This is a genomic window from Planococcus sp. RAB007_Raresut (assembly GCF_057369535.1).
Window position 1 is genome coordinate 71,077 of the sequence record NZ_JBXYIF010000006.1, and the last position, 15,182, is coordinate 86,258.

Annotated in this window: 15 protein-coding genes; 5 read left to right on the forward strand and 10 right to left on the reverse strand. The window is 45.0% G+C overall.

Going from position 1 to position 15,182, the window contains the following annotated elements; translation table 11 throughout:
* The first annotated feature begins 158 nt into the window (after positions 1-158).
* The gene (locus AC2Q9J_RS13105; protein ID WP_499040575.1) at positions 159-1,637 is read left to right on the forward strand and encodes a protein adenylyltransferase SelO; all 1,479 of its coding nucleotides are present in this window, start codon (positions 159-161) and stop codon (positions 1,635-1,637) included.
* Positions 1,638-1,891: 254 nt separating this feature from the next.
* Here AC2Q9J_RS13105 and AC2Q9J_RS13110 read toward each other — a convergent pair whose 3' ends face one another.
* Complete coding sequence (locus AC2Q9J_RS13110) at positions 1,892-2,314, reverse strand: hypothetical protein (protein WP_499040577.1); 423 nt, start codon at positions 2,312-2,314, stop codon at positions 1,892-1,894.
* A 214-nt stretch (positions 2,315-2,528) separates the two neighbouring features.
* Here AC2Q9J_RS13110 and AC2Q9J_RS13115 point away from each other — a divergent pair, with 214 nt between their 5' ends.
* The 3 genes from AC2Q9J_RS13115 (at position 2,529) to AC2Q9J_RS13125 (ending at position 5,102) form a co-directional block, all read left to right on the forward strand.
* Complete coding sequence (locus AC2Q9J_RS13115) at positions 2,529-3,416, forward strand: fructose bisphosphate aldolase (RefSeq protein WP_499040579.1); 888 nt, start codon at positions 2,529-2,531, stop codon at positions 3,414-3,416.
* Between the two features lie 152 nt (positions 3,417-3,568).
* Positions 3,569-4,033, forward strand: a complete 465-nt coding sequence (locus AC2Q9J_RS13120) for a BsuPI-related putative proteinase inhibitor (RefSeq protein WP_499040581.1) — start codon at positions 3,569-3,571, stop codon at positions 4,031-4,033.
* A 163-nt stretch (positions 4,034-4,196) separates the two neighbouring features.
* A complete protein-coding gene (locus tag AC2Q9J_RS13125) occupies positions 4,197-5,102 on the forward strand; it encodes a DMT family transporter (protein WP_499040583.1) in 906 nt (301 codons plus the stop codon).
* Between the two features lie 55 nt (positions 5,103-5,157).
* Here AC2Q9J_RS13125 and AC2Q9J_RS13130 read toward each other — a convergent pair whose 3' ends face one another.
* The 9 genes from AC2Q9J_RS13130 to AC2Q9J_RS13170 all read right to left on the reverse strand — a co-directional run bounded on the left by AC2Q9J_RS13130 (position 5,158) and on the right by AC2Q9J_RS13170 (position 13,636).
* On the reverse strand, positions 5,158-5,574 hold the full coding sequence (locus tag AC2Q9J_RS13130) for an RDD family protein (RefSeq protein ID WP_499040585.1): 417 nt from the start codon (positions 5,572-5,574) through the stop codon (positions 5,158-5,160).
* Positions 5,575-5,587: 13 nt separating this feature from the next.
* Positions 5,588-6,709 carry a GGDEF domain-containing protein gene (locus tag AC2Q9J_RS13135; RefSeq protein WP_499040587.1) on the reverse strand — a complete coding sequence of 374 codons (1,122 nt, stop codon included), beginning with the start codon at positions 6,707-6,709 and terminating at the stop codon, positions 5,588-5,590.
* Between the two features lie 213 nt (positions 6,710-6,922).
* A complete protein-coding gene (locus AC2Q9J_RS13140) occupies positions 6,923-7,540 on the reverse strand; it encodes a type 1 glutamine amidotransferase family protein (protein WP_499040589.1) in 618 nt (205 codons plus the stop codon).
* Positions 7,541-7,592: 52 nt separating this feature from the next.
* Entirely contained in the window at positions 7,593-8,111 is a 519-nt protein-coding gene (locus AC2Q9J_RS13145; protein WP_499040591.1) for an RDD family protein, read from the reverse strand.
* A gap of 115 nt (positions 8,112-8,226) precedes the next feature.
* Positions 8,227-8,904, reverse strand: a complete 678-nt coding sequence (locus AC2Q9J_RS13150; RefSeq protein WP_499040593.1) for a serine/threonine protein kinase — start codon at positions 8,902-8,904, stop codon at positions 8,227-8,229.
* A gap of 155 nt (positions 8,905-9,059) precedes the next feature.
* Positions 9,060-11,042, reverse strand: a complete 1,983-nt coding sequence (locus AC2Q9J_RS13155; RefSeq protein WP_499040595.1) for an ABC transporter permease — start codon at positions 11,040-11,042, stop codon at positions 9,060-9,062.
* Entirely contained in the window at positions 11,035-11,802 is a 768-nt protein-coding gene (locus AC2Q9J_RS13160; protein WP_499040597.1) for an ABC transporter ATP-binding protein, read from the reverse strand. Before AC2Q9J_RS13160 ends, AC2Q9J_RS13155 begins: the two co-directional genes overlap by 8 nt.
* A 135-nt stretch (positions 11,803-11,937) precedes the next feature.
* Positions 11,938-12,954 carry a sensor histidine kinase gene (locus tag AC2Q9J_RS13165; protein ID WP_499040599.1) on the reverse strand — a complete coding sequence of 339 codons (1,017 nt, stop codon included), beginning with the start codon at positions 12,952-12,954 and terminating at the stop codon, positions 11,938-11,940.
* Positions 12,947-13,636: a response regulator transcription factor gene (locus tag AC2Q9J_RS13170; RefSeq protein ID WP_084242710.1), complete on the reverse strand. Its 690-nt coding sequence runs from the start codon at positions 13,634-13,636 to the stop codon at positions 12,947-12,949. The genes AC2Q9J_RS13165 and AC2Q9J_RS13170 overlap by 8 nt, the downstream gene beginning before the upstream one ends.
* Positions 13,637-13,823: 187 nt before the next feature.
* Here AC2Q9J_RS13170 and AC2Q9J_RS13175 point away from each other — a divergent pair, with 187 nt between their 5' ends.
* The gene (locus AC2Q9J_RS13175; protein ID WP_499040601.1) at positions 13,824-14,888 is read left to right on the forward strand and encodes a tellurite resistance/C4-dicarboxylate transporter family protein; all 1,065 of its coding nucleotides are present in this window, start codon (positions 13,824-13,826) and stop codon (positions 14,886-14,888) included.
* Positions 14,889-15,182: the final 294 nt, after the last annotated feature.

Genomic DNA, 15,182 nt, shown 5'->3' on the forward strand with positions numbered 1-15,182 from the left:
CTAATATTTTCTATCGACATATTTTAGTTGCAGTCAGGCTTTTCAGCTGCAATCGTAACCAATAAAAGATTGTCACCCCGCCGGATCGGGTAAATGATAACCAGCAAGGTTTTATTGCTTAGAGCCATTAGAAACTACTTATCAGAAAAGGTGATTTTATGAAAAAGACTGCAAATCTCACAGCTACCGGCTGGAATTTGGATAATAGCTACGCGCGCCTGCCAGAGAAACTTTTCACAAAAACTATTCCTGAACCGGCACGCGAGTCAGAATTGATTCTTTTCAACAACGACTTGGCGAAATCTCTTGGACTCGATGCTCAAGCGCTGAACTCTGAAGACGGCGCAAAAATACTGTCAGGCACAAAAGTTCCTGACGGCGCAGAGCCGATTGCACAGGCATATGCCGGCCATCAATTCGGCAACTTCACTATGCTTGGCGACGGCCGTGCCATATTGCTTGGCGAACAAATTACACCTGAAGGACAGCGTTTTGACATTCAGTTGAAAGGTTCAGGGAAAACCGCATATTCAAGAGGCGGCGACGGCCGCGCCGCACTGGGCCCGATGTTGCGTGAATATATCATTAGTGAAGCGATGCACGGGCTCGGCATCCCGACAAGCCGCAGTCTGTCTGTCGCAACTACCGGCATCCCGGTAGTGCGCGAGTCTTTTCTTCCAGGTGCTATACTGACACGTGTTGCGTCCAGCCATCTACGCTTCGGGACATTTCAGTTCGCGGCGCAATGGGGAACGTTTGAAGAACTCAAAGCCCTGGCGGATTACGCGATCAACCGCCATTCCCCATCTGCGCAGGAGAGCGAAAATCCCTATCTTGAATTATTGAAAAATGTAATTGCGAATCACGCACAGCTCGTTGCAAAATGGCAGCTCGCCGGATTTATTCACGGCGTCATGAACACGGACAATATGACAATCAGCGGTGAAACGATCGACTACGGTCCCTGCGCGTTCCTCGATACTTATGAACCGGGCCGTGTGTTCAGTTCGATTGACCAATACGGACGCTATGCCTACAGCAATCAGCCGAAAATCACCGGTTGGAATCTGGCGCGATTTGCTGAGACCTTGCTTCCGCTGATTGATAAAAATCAAGAACAGGCAATTGAAATGGCACAGGATTTATTGGGCGATTTCGGCAATCAATTCCAGAAAAACTGGACAGCAGGCATGAAAGCAAAACTCGGTTTATTCGGCAATGAAGATGGCGATGACCAGCTGATTGATGATTTGCTGAAATTGATGCACGACCATATAGCGGATTATACGAATACATTCCGCGCTTTAACATTCGACAAGCTTGAAGAGATGCCGCTCGCTGGCAAAGAAGGATTTGACGCGTGGTATGCAGCTTGGCAATCCCGTCTGGATGAACAAACCGAAAGCGCGGAAACTTCTCAGGAATTGATGCGCAGCAATAACCCGGCCGTCATCCCCCGCAATCATCGTGTCGAGGAAGCCATCGATGCGGCGGTCAGCAGACAGGATTACAGTCTCGCCGAAAAATTAGTCGCAGCAGTCAAAAACCCATACGCCCATACGAGTGTTCAACTTGAGTTTACTGATGCACCATCTAAAGATGAAGAACGCACGTATAAGACATATTGTGGTACATGATTTAGAAAAGCGACAGCGCCCGTTCAGCTCTGTAAGGCAAGAGATGGACCAAATGTAATTTGGGACATCTCTTTGCGACGAAGCTAGCGCAGCGTTGCAGGAGCAATAAGGGTTTAGACGAATCAGCGTAGTGGCGTTCTTTGCCACGCAGCTGGTTTGGCTTATATCCCGAAGAGTTGGGCCGTTGGAGTCTGGACAATAAGGAAAAGCCATCGAAGAAAATCTTCGATGGCTTTTTTCTGTTGTAATTCCCCTCAGTCTTCCTGAACTTCTCTGAATTGCAATTCGGGATCCCGGGCAAGCTCAAATTTATAAATTCCACCCAGGCCGAGTTCCATCGGTTCCGTTTTTCCAGCGGACTCTTCCACCCCATCAATCATTGCCACCGCTTCAATCACAACAGGTTCGTCAAAATCGATGTCTTGTGTGAGAATCTCGAATTCAACCGCCTCCCCCATTACTATCAGCGACTCATCCGCGTTCATCGCTGTCGGTGACGACTGCACCATATCGTTTTGGTAAAGCTTCAGTTCAATCGAAGTGATTTGCCGGGCTGAACTGTTCGTCACTTGTAGAATCGCAGCTTCTTCGGTCTCGGCCGTTTCCGTTTCTCCAGAACACGCCATCATTACTGAGCCTATGATCAATATAAATAACAATAAACATAATTTCTTCATGCCAGCCTCCCGCAAACTTTATTGTAAAACTGATCGCTTTTTCGATTCTTCTCTTCCCTATTTATACATTACCCTTATTTCAAGACAGCCATTCCTATGGCTTTACAATTCCTCCAACTCCTTTCATTTTTGATGAATGGCCTGTTTATTGATACAATATTCTGTGTAGAGTTTTATTTCAGTTTCTCTCAAATCAATCAAAGGAGTTGGGACAATGAATCAAGAACAATTTGAACTCGTGAAAAATGGAAAAGGGTTTATTGCAGCGCTGGACCAAAGCGGCGGCAGTACACCAAAAGCCCTGGCACAATATGGTGTCTCGGAAGATTCTTATTCGAACGAAGATGAAATGTATGATCTGATCCATGAAATGCGCACTCGCGTCATGACAGCACCCGCCTTCAATTCCGAGTCGATCATCGGCGCCATCCTGTTTGAACAGACAATGGACCGGAAAGTTGATGGAAAATATACTCCGGATTATCTTTGGGAAGAAAAAGGTGTCGTGCCTTTCCTGAAAATCGATAAAGGATTGGCGGATGAAGAAAATGGCGTCCAGCTGATGAAGCCTAACCCTGGCTTGGACGATCTGTTGAAACGCGCAAACGAGCGCAATGTGTTCGGTACGAAAATGCGTTCAGTCGTCAATAAAGCGAATGCGGACGGCATCAAAAAAGTGGTTGAACAACAGTTTGAAGTCGCTGATCAGATTCTGGCGGCCGGACTTGTTCCGATTATCGAGCCGGAAGTCAATATCCATAGCGAAGACAAAGCGGAATCCGAAGAGATTCTCAAAAAAGAACTATTGAATCACTTGAATAATTTGAGCGAAGACAAGAACGTCATGCTCAAACTGTCGATTCCGACAGTTGATAATTTCTATAAGGAATTGATTGAACACCCACGGGTTGTTCGCGTCGTTGCACTTTCCGGCGGCTATTCACGTGATGAAGCCAACTTGAAGCTGACTGCCAACGAAGGCTTGATCGCAAGCTTCTCAAGAGGTCTGTCTGAAGGTTTGAATGCCAGCCAGTCCGATGAAGAGTTCAACACGATGATCCAGGAATCAGTGAAAACAATTTATCTTGCGTCAACCACTTAATTTCTGTAAAAAGATGCTCCCGGTTGGGGGCTCTTTTGCTTTATTCCAATTTTGCTTGCTTCCTCTGTAACTTTTTAGCCGGTCGACCGTTCAAATAGTAAAGCAGCTAAACTCAAACAAACAGCATTTTATAAGACCGGGGAGGATTTAAGATGAAAACACCAAAAGTATTGACCGCTTTCTTACTGCTGTCGTTGACTATTTTTTTGGCAGCTTGCGGAACGTCGGGTACAGTGGAACCGGATATGGGCAACGGCTCATCCGAAGGAATCGTGGAAGATGAGGTGACGGCATTGCTTGAACAGATGGACAATAATCTTTACCGTTACACAGTGAACAATCAAACCGATGAAACAATGACTTATGAATTCACGAGCGGTCAGCGCTATGACTTCACAATTTCAAATGAAGACGGCGATGAGCTTTACCGTTTGTCCTCTGTCAGCACGTATATGCAAGCGCTTGGAGAAGAAACATTGGAATCGGGAGATAAGCTCGAATACGAATTCGAGATCCCTTCGATGGAACTTGAACCCGGCACCTACCAGCTCACTGCATGGCTAACACCCCAGGAAGGTCCAAAATACGAAGCGGAAACAGAACTTACAGTCGAATAAAATCTTGGGCGGCCCCTCTTCGGAGTGGCTGCTTTTTTAATGTATTAAAATTTCCTCCTTACTGACTTTCAGCTTCTAAAAGAATATAATAGAAGCTGTCTGTTTGTTACAGCAGACGGAAAAGCTGTTCTGTAAAAGATGAATGGCTGTTGGAGGAGAATTTATGAACGCAAAAGCATTTTCTTTGGCATTATTTTCTGTAGTGATATGGGGTTCTTCGTTTGCGGCTATCCGTGTCGGCCTTCAAGGCGGCTATGATACTGGACAAAATGTCCTTGTCCGCTTCCTGATTGCTTCGTTGCTGTTTCTCGTATACGCATTGTGGCCGGGAGTGAAATTCCAGCTTCCCCATAAAGGCGACATATTACGTTTACTGATCCTTGGCTGGATTGGCATCAGTGTCTATCATATTTTCGTGACATTCGGTATGGAAACCATCTCAGCGGGAACTGCCGGCATGCTGGTCGGATCCGGTCCAATCTTCACAGCGTTGATCGCTGCGGTTGTTTTGAAAGAACGACTGACACGAATCGGCTGGATCGGTATGGGTGTTGGGTTCATCGGCATCATTTTTATAGCTTTCGGGTCAAACGGCGGCGCACTGACATTGACGAACGGGGCGCTGCTCGTGGTGATTGCCGCTTTCTCTTCCGCCGCTTTCTTTGTATTCCAGAAGCCATTATTGAAGAAATACACAGCAATTGAGCTGACCGCTTATTTTACGTGGGCTGGCACTCTGCCCTTCTTCATCTTTTCCCCGGGACTGGTGACGACTTTACAGAATGCGACGCTGGAAGCGCATCTGGCCACTCTTTACGTTGGCATTTTCCCTGCCGCCATTGCTTATGTGACCTGGGCAACAGCATTATCGCTGGCAAATGCCAGCTCGGTTTCGAGTGTCATCTACCTTGAACCGGCTGTAGCGATCGTGGTTTCGTGGATGTGGCTCCATGAATTGCCGACAGGCATTTCGCTCATCGGCGGTGTCATTGCAATTGCAGGGGTCATGCTTGTAAATGCACTCGGCCGTAAAAAGAAAGTCTTATCCGCAGAAATCGCGGAAGCCTGAACATAAACCCGCTAAAAGTAAAAGGAAGCAATTCGACTGGCGAATTGCTTCCTTTTTATAATTTCGGTTCCATACTTTCCTTGAAGTATTCTTTTACCACTGTATCAGCGTATAAATCATGCGGTAGTTTTGTGCCTTCATAGAAATCATATTTTTCACGGTCTCTTAAATATGAAATGGTGCTGATGGAATCACGGTGGATCAGCCTTTTTAAAATCTGTTCGGAGCTCATAGCACTGCCGTCTGTCGTATCGATGACAATCCCCGCAACTTTATGCCCGATCGTTTGTCCACTCATGCGCATCTGTGCATATTCCAGTCCCCAAAAGATGAGCGATGGTGCAATGGCGTCGTAAGCCATTTTGTTTTTCAACTTGTTTCTGAAAAGCGGTTCCATTGCAGCGGCGACTCCCATTGTGATTGCTGTGTCGATCGCCATTGCTTTGATGCGTTTCTTCATTAATTTTTTCATGTGTCATCCTCCTTCAGTTATAAACCTCTTCATTGGATTCTACCATGACGCCGGGAAAAACGGTTACGCGGTTCCGTCCTTGCCGCTTTGATTGGTATAAAGATTGATCCGCTTCTTCGATCATTTCCTCAAGCGGCGCTCCCCCTTCAGTATAACTCACACCTACCGAAACCGTGAGAATGCCTTCAGGCTGCTGTTCTTCTCCTTCGAAATGGAATTCCTGGATATTCTTCCGAATCTGCTCAGCCATAGTTGCTGTTTCTTCCTCATCACGCGGCGAAGCTAAACAGCAGATGAACTCTTCACCGCCATAACGGGCAACAAGATCTTCTTTTCTGGTGGAATCTTTAAGGATCTGGGCAACCGAGCGCAAAACGGCATCCCCTTTTTGATGGCCATGCGTGTCGTTGTAAACCTTGAAATAATCGACATCGAGCATCACGATCCCTATCGGTGATTGCTTTTCGACCAGTTTTGCTACATTGTTTTTGAAAAAGCGGATATTCGGCAATTGAGTCATCGGATCCCGATTCGAATAAAACTCAAGTTCCTCTTTCAACATGGTGCTGCGGTTTTCTCCATTCAGGATTAAAGCCATCGCAAACACCGCCACCCCTGCAAACAGGAACATACCGATAATAATCAGTAAATTGACCGGAGTGGAAGCAATCATCCAAGCAGATTTCAACACTTCATAAACCACGAACGCCATCAGCAATTTCCGGACGTTGAGAATATCGAAAAACTGGTTTTTCCGTTTGCGGTCATGGAACAGGCTGCCAATAATTATCGGAAGCACAATGGCTTGAAGGATTCCGACGACCATGGTTGGACCGCCAAGGTATGCACGAAAGGCAGTAGGCAGGATTGCTGAAAGCACCCCGTATTGCCATCCGCCTACATAAGAAATAAAAAATAAAGGCACTTCGCGCAAATCCAGGCGCATGCCTTCATATATGAACGGATTATACATAATTGAAAATGTCAGAAATCCGAAAAACGCTGAAATGATTACGCGCTGTTTAAATACATCAGACCAATCCAATAATACGGCTTCTTTTGATTTGATCGCCAAATACATAAGCGCGATGATCAGCGCCATGTTTTCCAAAAAGAAAAACAGTAAATCCCCCATAATACAACCCCTATATTTTAAGTTCTTGAATAGTTTACCAGTATTACCCGAATTAATACATCTCTATTTACCTTAAATCTGTAGTAATTAACCCGATATTTTATCAAATATTGTAAAACGAAACTGATTAAAATAATGACTTAATTAGTTCCACATAAAAAACGTCACCAATTCCTACTTGGATGACGTTTCTTATATTTTGCTAAAGCAGGCTCACTGTCCACTTTTCTCTTTTACAAATTCGTGATAGCCTAATTTGAAAAAGCTGTACCACTCTTCAATCTCTTCTTCCGGCGCTGCATTTAATGCATACAGCACTTCTCTGCCAAAGTCCAAATAAGCCGAACCATTGGCAGTGACAAGCTTGCCGTCCCTGACTGCCTGCTGCTCCTGGTAATTTTGTTCCGCTGTATATTTGCTGCCCGCTGCTTCTATCAATTCCGCAAGATGATTGCTCGTGTGCTGCACTGAATTAAGCTTGCCGTTCATCCCCAAAAATACCGTCGCATCGCAGATGGCGCCTACCACAACATCTTTTTGCTGTGCTTTTTCCACCAACTCAAGTACTTTGCGGCTTTCTTCGTTTCTCCATGAATTTCCACCGATCAATATCAAACCCGCAAAATCTTCAGGAGCTGTATCCACCGAATAATCCGGAAGCACTTTAAATCCCCCAATTGATGTTACCGGTTCCCGGTCAAGCGACACTGTCTTGACGCTATATTTCTTTTCTCCCTGTTCCGGGTCTTCATTCAGCGCAGCAGCGATTGCCGCTGCTTCCCAATCCGCATACTGCTCGAGCACCACGAATAATATTTCCTGCAATTTCACTTTGCTTCCTCCGTTCTATTTTTTATATACATATACGGTTTCATACTTAACCCTATTTCCGCTTAACCACTTTCGTTCCACTCAACCTGTCATAAAGCGACCGGTTTTCTTTCGAGAAAATCGCTGTCAGTATATAAATGAAAATCAACAGGTAAATTAACGAGCCGATCAACATAAGATGCAAAGGGAATTCCCCTTCATCGAGATTTACCAGCCGATAGACGAGAAAATGCGATAATTCCCATGGGAGAAATTTGATGATCACTCTTATAACGGAACGGAAAATGCCAATCGGTTGCCCTTGTCCATTCACAACTTGTATCCCCATTTTCCTTTTTCCATATGTACCTGTAAATAAAACGGAATCACCTAAAGCAAAGTATAAGGAAACCGGCAGCGTCACCAGAAGAAACCCAGTCAATTGCGCAATTTCAAGCGGACCGTTGAAGAAATCCTGAATACCGGGCGCAATGACCATTGTCAGCAGCACAATTAAACAGAGATATAGGAAAATCCAAATATAATCCAGTGTGAAGGCTTTTAGCCTGATCCATATTCCGGCTGATGGCATCGGGACACGTCCTCTCCTGTCTGTATTCGCTTTATCCCAGTCGCTTTCCTGCAAATTTCAGTGCTGGAGCAATTCTTCAATCCTTACTCTGATTATAGCAGTAAGGCGCATTTTTTTATTTCCTGTAATTTAATTGTTCGGATACGATGCGCATGAATCCATCGAATGTAGATGAATAACGGTTCCAATGATGGTACCATTTGCGGATTGTTTCGAGCAGCCAGAAAGGCATAGGTGTTCCTTTGATGATCGGATAGTATTCTTCATAGGTCTTTTTAAGATGCTCCCAACGGAAATCATTTCCTGGTTTGATATACTCGGAGACATCGATCAATTTTGCCCGCCCATTTTGCAATAAAATATTCTTCAAATGGATGTCACGCGGATTCAAGCCGATTTGCCGGATATATTCCCTCGCATCCTCGATATTCTGAATCACCTGTTCCGGTATATGAATTCCTTGCAGCAGGCAATCAAACAAAGTGGGACCTTCCTCATATTTCAAAACGAGCAGACGGTCGTATGCTCCATAACAATAGGAAAAATAGGCAGACGAACCGATACGTGCATAAACTTCCGCTTCCGCTTCAAGCTTATCCAGTTTCCCTTCAGCATAAACTTTGTACGCATATTCCGGAACAGCCAGAGATTGAAATACCGCTGCGTCCGTCCCGACGCCTACACATCGAAACCCTTTCGCTGCGCTTTCGATCAGGACAGGTTCATTGTCAAAACTTGCTGTGACTTTAATTTGCGCAAGATCATTAACCACCGTTTCCCAATTGTGCTCCATGTCACCTCTCCTTTATTCCAAAAAGTTTTTTATATATTCTCTACTGTTATACGTTGTTTTCAACAGGAAGTTCCCGGAACTGCCGAGGCATTGAGAAGATCTGTCCAATCAAAAGAAACCACCCATTGAAAAAAACTTTCAATGGGTGGTTCTCATTATTTCACAATACTGTAATAGACTTTCGATGTAACTCGGTAAATCATCCAGTAAATCCCTGCAAAGGCGATGACCACCGCGATAAAAGTCATCAGCCAGGTCATGTCATTGGTGACACCGAAAATCAGCAGCAATTTGCGGACAATCGGGTAAGCGAAACTGACGTGGATGGTGGCAATGACAATCGGCAGGAGGAACATCCAGATAATCTGTGATTTCGTCGAATCCTTGATCATGTTTTCATCAAGACCGACTTTTTGCATGATCTGGAATTTCCCTCTGTCATCAAAGCCTTCGGAAATCTGCTTGAAGTAAGTGATCAGCAAGGTACCCAGAGTGAACAGTAAGCCGAGGAAAACGCCCAGGAATAGGAATCCTCCATTTATGCTGTACCATTCTTCACGCTGGGAATCCCGGGATTCGTATCGGCTGAAACTACCTGAAACGCCGTTATATTCGCTTTCCAACCGTTCAATTAGAGCTTCTTCCCCTGCTTCGGTACCTTCCGTATTCCAGCCGATTTCTGCGTCGACCGTAATATGGGTCGATTCAGGAAATTGTCCCATATAGTCTTCACGGAGGTCTAGCAGGTGTGTTTCATTCGGCACTACTAACGCAATCGATTCGGTCAATGCCATGTCTGCACTGAACTCGTTTTCGATTTCTGTCAGACTGTAGGTTTTATTTCCGATGGAAAGATCTTCTTCCAGATAGGTTTTTGTCGAATGGTAAAACAAGGCTTCGTCGTTTGCCAATGAATAGTTTTCTCCGGTCATGCCATTAAAATCCTGTAGCGGGATGACCATCATCAAAACAGGCAAATCGCCATCTACAGAGCTCTGTTCAAAGACAAAACGGCCGTCTTCAAGATTACCGAAAAAACTTTCATAGCGGTAACTTTTCATTTCCGCGACTTCCAGTCCGTTCTCCTCCGTCAGCTCAATAACTTCATCCTGCAGCTCAAAGAATCTGTTATTCATTTCCGCAACATAATCCATATCTCCGAATAATTTCAAATTATGCTCATAAGGAAAACGGTTTTCCAATGTTTCCTCTGAACCGAGATAAATCGTGATTGTCGTGGACACAGCAATGATGACCATTGAAGCCAAAATACAGATATTCGCCAGTCCTACTGCGTTCTGTTTCATCCTGTACAGCATGCCAGAAATGGAAATGAAGGCGCCGGGACGGTAATAGATGCGCTTATTGTTTTTCAACGCTTTCAAGATAAAGATCGAACCTGAAATAAACAAAAGGTATGTCCCGATAATCACCAGCAGAACTGCCAGGAAGAATTTTTCAATAGCAGCGAGCGGATCCGGGATTGTAATGGATATTCCATATCCCCATCCCAAAAAGATCAGCGACAGGATGAAAAGAATCAGTGAACCCTTCGGCTCTTTTTCGCCTTCCTGTTTGCCTTTCAGTAATTTGATGGGATTGGCGAATGTAAACTGGCTGATGTTGTATAGGAGTGTTATTCCGAAGATCAAGACGAATAGAGCAACAGTTGCGCCAACACTCAACAAAGATGTCGTATACGCAATGTCATTCGGCATCCGCAACATGAAATTTAACAGCATGAACACAAGACGGCCAAAAAGCAATCCTGCAAGCAGGCCGGCAACTATACTCAACAGACTTGAAAAAAGAGATTCGAAAAACAGGATTTTCGCGACATGCTTTTTTTCGAGTCCCAGAATTCCATACAGCCCGATTTCCTTTTTACGCCGCTTGATCAAAAAGCTGTTTGTGTAGAGAATAAAAATCACCGAGAATATTCCGATCACGACTACGCCGATCATGAAAAGAGTCGGAAGCGAACTCGACCGCTCCTGCACGAACTTGTTGGTCATCAGCGAAACCATCAGGAAAAACATGGCGATGATCGCGGTGGATGATAAAAGAAACGGAATATACAATTGTTTATTCGACTTGATATTGCGCAATGCCAGAGATGAGAAAAATCGGTTATTCATCCCGCTCACCCCGGGTAGACAGCACTTTCAGCGAATCGGAAATGCGGTCTATGAATTCATCAGCCGGCTGTTCGCCTCGGTAGATTTCGTGGTAGACTGAGCCGTCCCGGATAAACAGGACACGTTTTGAAAAGCTGGCCGCTCTTGTGCTGTGGGTCACCATCAAAATCGTTTGGCCGGTTTCGTTGATGCCTTTCAGAATTTCCATCAGGTTCTGCGAAGCCTTTGAATCCAGTGCGCCAGTCGGCTCATCCGCCAAAATGATTTTCGGTTTCGTGATCAATGCCCGTGCCACGGCTACACGCTGTTTCTGTCCGCCTGATACTTCATATGGGAATTTGTTGATATGCGCTTCAATGCCAAGATTGCGGACAATCGGCATCAAGCGGCTTTCCATTTCTTCAATAGGTGTTTTCGACAAGACAAGCGGCAGCAGGATATTATCTTTGATGGTGAAATTGTCGAGCAAGTTGAAATCCTGGAACACAAAGCCCAGTGTATTGCGCCGGAACGCTGAGATTTCCTTGTCTTTGATTTTTGATAACGGGTTGCCATCCAGATAGACTTCCCCTGAACTGGCGTCGTCGAGTGTCGAGATGATGTTCAACAAGGTTGTTTTTCCGGAACCCGATTCCCCCATGATGGAGACGAATTCCCCTTCTTCAACCGAAAAGTTTACCGCGGCGAGAGCTTCGGTCTGCTGGTTCGAAAAGCGGGCTGTATATATCTTCTTCAAATTTTTTATTTCCAATAAGGTCATCGCTAACCCCTCCTTGCTTTTCATGATACGGGGATTCAAGTGCGCCAGCCTGTACCTATCCTTACAAACAGAAACGCAATCTTACGGTTTCGTAAGATTGCACAATTGGGGTCAGTTATTCTTAAAAGTTTCATATTAATCAAAAACAGTCATTTCCTCACGGCCCAGGTATACTGCTGCTCGTGTTCCTTTGCCCAGCTCAGATTCTATCGTGAGTTTATGGCCGATGCGCTTGCAGATTTTCCTGCTGAGAAACAATCCGAGTCCTGTGGATTTTTCATGCAGGCGTCCATTCAGACCGGAATAACCCTTATTGAAAATCTTAGGCAAGTCTTCTTTTCGGATGCCGACGCCTGTGTCTTCAATTATAAGCGTCTGTTCTTTCTCATGGTCCAGGTAAATGGAGATTGAACCGCTCGCTGTATATTTCAGGCTGTTTGACAATATTTGCTCAATTAAGGTCTGGAGCCATTGCCCATCTGATAAAACCTTTGTATCAAGTGGCTTGTAATTGAGTTTAATGCCTTTATGGATGAATAATATCGAGTATTTCTTCACAGCCCTTTTTATGACCGAATCCAGATCCACTTCGGATAAATCCATTTCCGAACCGGTTTCTTCAAGTTTCACATAGTTCAACGCCATGTGAGTATAATCTTCCAGTCGCAAAATTTCTTGTGCTATCTTTTTGGACTCCATTCTCGTATCGCTCTGATTCAGTAAACTGATGGCAGAAAGCGGTGTTTTGATCTGGTGCAGCCATAAGGTGAAATAATCCAGCTGATCCACCTGCCGCTCCGCATGCTGATTGCTCATGTCCCGTATAGTCTGCTGCAGCTCGCTTATCTTTTCCAGATACAGCTGGTCAGCCGGATCTGTCGCGGAAGCAATATCGTCAATATTAACCGAATGGGCTTCCCCTGCCAGAACGATTGCTTCATATCTTTTCTTGTACTTGAAATACTGGATAACCAGATATATGAGGAAAAAGAACAACCCCAGTTCCATACTATAGAGATAGAGTGTAAACGGTAGGCCGTTAAGTATGAAAATGCTCGCAAATACCAAAGCCATGACGATGAAGATGAAAATCTGCTGCCTGACTGCAAAAAGAAACAACTTGAATAGACCGGCTTTCTTTTTGTCAGCCATTTGCAGAATCCTTGTTCAAGGCGTAGCCGATCCCTTTTTTCGTCAGGATGAAATCAGGCAATCCGACGCCAGACAGTTTTTTCCGCAGCCTTGCCATATTGACCGCCAGTGTATTGTCATCGATGAACGATTCGTCTTCCCACAACTTGACCATCATATCTTCCCTCATGACGTATTCGCCTTTCCGCATGAATAACTGCTCCAGGATCTTCAGCTCTGTCCGCGTCAAATCAACTTCCTGCTCCGCATAATAAAGCTTGGATTCGCCTGGTTTCAGCACAGTCCGATTGAAATTCTGGTAGTTATCCGATTCATTGAAATCATAAGTCCTTCTGAGCAGCGCCTGGATTTTCGCCACAGCAACTGTCAGATCGAAAGGCTTGGGGATAAAATCATCCGCCCCCATCTGGATGCCCATGACGATATCCATATTTTCGCTGCGTGACGAGATAAAAATGATCGGCACCTGGGAGATCCTGCGGATTTCCTGGCACCAATAATAACCGTTGAAAGCCGGCAGTGAAATATCCAGCAGCACCAGCTGCGGTTCTTCTGATGCGAAAACCTCCATAACGTGATTGAAGTCTTCCACGACAGCCGCTTCCAAATTCCATTTCAACAATTCTTTTTGCAGCACTCCTGCTATCGTCAAATCGTCTTCCACTATCAAAACCTTGACCATCGGTATACCCCGTTTCCGTATAACTATCCATCAGCATCAATCTCTTATGCTCCAGTTTAGCGGAAATTCCCAATTCAAACCAGCACGATTCAAATCGCTAAATGAAGTTACTCCCACGCTTTGCTTAAAATAAGTTAGAATAAACAGGCAGCATATCCGATTACCACTGAAACTGGGAGTGTATATAGTGCGTAAATTCTTTTTAAAACTGGTAGAGACTTTGTTTCCAGGTTACTTCGCTTTAGTGATGGCGACTGGCGCATTGTCCGTCAGCTCATTTTTTCTGGGCTTTGAAATGCTTGCAGAAATGCTGCTCTATTTTAATATAGCCGCTTACGCTGTTTTGTTAACCATGACAATTCTGCGTGTCGTGCTGTATCCGAAACGGATTATCAAGGATTTGAGCAGCCATGCCATCGGCTCCGGATTCTTTACAGCAGTTGCCGCCACTTGCGTGCTTGGCAGCCAATTGATCCTTGTGGCCGATTCCTATGCGTTCGCGTTTTACCTGTGGGGCTTTGCACTTTTCCTATGGTTTCTAATCATGTATTCCTTTTTTACACTGGTCATTGTTCAGCGCGATACGCCCACGCTTTCGGAAGGGATCAATGGCGCCTGGCTGATTGCGGCTGTTGCCACGCAGGCGGTTTCGATTCTTGGAACGCTTCTTGTGCCTGCTGTCGGTAGCGGACATGAAATCATCCTGTTCACCACTGTCTGCTTTTATTTTCTCGGCTGCATGCTTTACTTGAACATCATCACGTTAATCTTTTACCGTTTCACGTTCCTGAAACTCGAATCGAGCGCATTCACTCCTCCATACTGGATCAATATGGGAGCTGTTGCGATAACGAGCCTTGCCGGTGCTACACTGATTCAACATGCCGAATCCTGGTCATTCCTAACGGAAATCACGCCGTTCCTGAAGGGTTTTACCTTATTTTTCTGGGTAGCCGGCACATGGTGGATCCCGCTGTTATTCATCCTGGCTTTCTGGCGGCATATCATCAGGCGGCATCCCGTCACATACGAACCGGCGCTCTGGGCCATGGTCTTTCCGCTAGCTATGTATACGGCCAGTACCTGGGAGCTGGCAATCGCATTGGAAACACCATTTCTTCAGGCTATTCCAAGAATGATGTTCTATATAGCCTCTATTGCTTGGTGCTTAGTCTTCATCGGCTTTGTCCATCATTTATATATCCGCACCGCTGCTTATTACAGAGCTGCAAGGATGCAAAAAAGAGTATAAATGAAAGTGCTGCCATCGCGGCAACGCCTTTTGTCATTTAAGAAAACGAATATTTTTTTTCAGGCTCTCTATTGAAATTGCAATATCTTTTTCCAGATAATCATGATTCAGCTTAAACATATTTTCTGGATCTTCATCAACAATTTTTTTGAGGCTGCAGGTTTTTTCACTGATTTATCCTATCTGCTCGCTATCCCTTCGCTCCACAACAGCCCTGTCAATCTCGAAGCTTCCCATAAGGCAGCTTACATCATTTTTTATCCCTAATCTTATTTTATAACTGGCTGGCTATGC

What these genes read in the sequence shown, in the direction of transcription:
- AC2Q9J_RS13105 (WP_499040575.1), top strand. Translation starts at nt 159, where the DNA reads ATGAAAAAGACTGCAAATCTCACAGCTACCGGCTGGAATTTGGATAAT.
- AC2Q9J_RS13110 (WP_499040577.1), bottom strand. Translation starts at nt 2,314, where the DNA reads ATGAAGAAATTATGTTTATTGTTATTTATATTGATCATAGGCTCAGTA.
- AC2Q9J_RS13115 (WP_499040579.1), top strand. Translation starts at nt 2,529, where the DNA reads ATGAATCAAGAACAATTTGAACTCGTGAAAAATGGAAAAGGGTTTATT.
- AC2Q9J_RS13120 (WP_499040581.1), top strand. Translation starts at nt 3,569, where the DNA reads ATGAAAACACCAAAAGTATTGACCGCTTTCTTACTGCTGTCGTTGACT.
- AC2Q9J_RS13125 (WP_499040583.1), top strand. Translation starts at nt 4,197, where the DNA reads ATGAACGCAAAAGCATTTTCTTTGGCATTATTTTCTGTAGTGATATGG.
- AC2Q9J_RS13130 (WP_499040585.1), bottom strand. Translation starts at nt 5,574, where the DNA reads ATGAAAAAATTAATGAAGAAACGCATCAAAGCAATGGCGATCGACACA.
- AC2Q9J_RS13135 (WP_499040587.1), bottom strand. Translation starts at nt 6,709, where the DNA reads ATGGGGGATTTACTGTTTTTCTTTTTGGAAAACATGGCGCTGATCATC.
- AC2Q9J_RS13145 (WP_499040591.1), bottom strand. Translation starts at nt 8,111, where the DNA reads ATGCCATCAGCCGGAATATGGATCAGGCTAAAAGCCTTCACACTGGAT.
- AC2Q9J_RS13150 (WP_499040593.1), bottom strand. Translation starts at nt 8,904, where the DNA reads ATGGAGCACAATTGGGAAACGGTGGTTAATGATCTTGCGCAAATTAAA.
- AC2Q9J_RS13155 (WP_499040595.1), bottom strand. Translation starts at nt 11,042, where the DNA reads ATGAATAACCGATTTTTCTCATCTCTGGCATTGCGCAATATCAAGTCG.
- AC2Q9J_RS13160 (WP_499040597.1), bottom strand. Translation starts at nt 11,802, where the DNA reads ATGACCTTATTGGAAATAAAAAATTTGAAGAAGATATATACAGCCCGC.
- AC2Q9J_RS13165 (WP_499040599.1), bottom strand. Translation starts at nt 12,954, where the DNA reads ATGGCTGACAAAAAGAAAGCCGGTCTATTCAAGTTGTTTCTTTTTGCA.
- AC2Q9J_RS13170 (WP_084242710.1), bottom strand. Translation starts at nt 13,636, where the DNA reads ATGGTCAAGGTTTTGATAGTGGAAGACGATTTGACGATAGCAGGAGTG.